1 protein-coding gene, 1 tRNA gene and 1 pseudogene are annotated in these 1,543 nt (G+C 44.8%); 2 read left to right on the top strand and 1 reads right to left on the bottom strand.

All coding sequences use genetic code 11. From position 1 onward, the window contains the following. Both JHD74_RS26745 and JHD74_RS25760 read left to right on the top strand, forming a co-directional pair. A partial coding sequence (locus JHD74_RS26745; RefSeq protein WP_233169690.1) for a hypothetical protein occupies positions 1–285 on the top strand: 285 nt, incomplete at its 5' end. Between the two features lie 308 nt (positions 286–593). Further along, positions 594–920, top strand: a pseudogene (locus JHD74_RS25760) (phage tail protein); the annotation flags it as partial. A 189-nt stretch (positions 921–1,109) separates the two neighbouring features. Here JHD74_RS25760 and JHD74_RS25765 read toward each other — a convergent pair. Next, positions 1,110–1,224 (bottom strand) — tRNA-Met (locus JHD74_RS25765). Between the last annotated feature and the right edge of the window lie 319 nt (positions 1,225–1,543).

Raw genomic sequence — 1,543 nt, forward strand, 5'->3', positions numbered from 1 at the left:
TCTTTCGGGTTGATGGACTTAATTAGTAAGCAAGATGAAAGATTGTATTTAAGAGTATTGAATTCATTGGTGCTACTTGTCTTTTCAATAGGTGAGCCATACTTCAAATATGCATCATTAAACTCTGAGCAAGAGTGCACAAAAGTCTTTGAGCTATCTTTTTTTTCAAAAAAGAACGATTGTGATAAATCCGTGTTGTTGCTGAATATGTTTTTATTGATTTCACTTTCTGTAGGGATATTAGCGAAGGTCAATGATGAAAATAAAATTAAGGGCGAGAGGTAGAGAGCGAATTTCTTATCCATAGCCATAATGTTACCCAGATAAAAAGGTTGGTTAGTTCACTGCTCAATCACCACTGAGTGTAGTAGGGTGCTTTCGCTAAGTGATTATTTTTTGACAGTAATGTTATCTACCTCCTGACAAGAAAAATCAATATCTTGGTAAAGAGATTTTTACTTATCGTGTCCATTGGTTCTTGTGCATCCTGGGCACATTTCGTTGTCTGGTCGGCCTTCCATCCGTCACCACGTGCAGCCTTGTCTGCCTGGCGGCATGCTGTTTGCACCTACTCACAACGGAGCAAGCCGCTTATGGCTGACTATCATCACGGCGTGCGTGTCATCGAAATCAACGATGGCACCCGCGTAATCTCTACCGTTTCGACGGCCATCGTCGGCATGGTCTGCACCGGGGAAGATGCCGATGCCACACTGTTTCCCCTCAACACACCGGTATTAATCACCGACGTGCTGGCCGCCAGTGGCAAGGCCGGTAAAAAAGGCACCCTGCCTGCGTCACTGCGCGCTATTGCCGAACAGGCCAAACCGGTCACGGTGGTGGTGCGTGTGGCCGAAGGCAAAGACGAAGCCGAAACCACCTCCAACATCATCGGCGGTGCGGATGATGTTGGCCGCTATGTGGATGTGACAAACTCAGAGATACAAGCCCGCAAAATGCGGGTTTTTTTATGCCTGAATTATGTCGTGCCAAATAGATAAAGGGGGCGAGTTGTTTTCTTGGGGGGACAAAAAGGGGGCATCGAACAAGCGATAAATAAAAAGCCACCCTGTGAGGTGGCTTAATTATATGATTTTAAAGCTAAAATTTGGTGGCCCCTACTGGACTTGAACCAGTGACCAAGCGATTATGAGTTCCTACCGAAACAACCTAAAATCAATGGTTTATTTTAATTATCATTGACATAGGTTGCCACTGTTAGCCATCAATTTGCCACCATCCGCCATTTCTATCGCCACTTTATCGCCAATGTGAAATAACTTCGGGAACAACCGTACTGGGGGGTAAAATCAAAATTCTGGTGCAATCCAAGCATTTAATGGTAAGGCTTGGCATTCCAAATGTGAAGTAAACGCCTTACTTCTGTAGGATGCTCCTTGGCAAAGTACATAATCAAATGTTCCATTAAATTTATCATACACTTCTGAAGAAATTGCGAAGTTGTAAACTAAGGCTGTCTCTTATACACATCTGACGCTGCCGACGATGCCATCTGGGTGTAGAGGGGGGGGGGGGCGGTATC

It is taken from the genome of Serratia sp. ASV30 (genome assembly GCF_016428815.1).
Taxonomy (GTDB): domain Bacteria; phylum Pseudomonadota; class Gammaproteobacteria; order Enterobacterales; family Enterobacteriaceae; genus Chania; species Chania fonticola_C.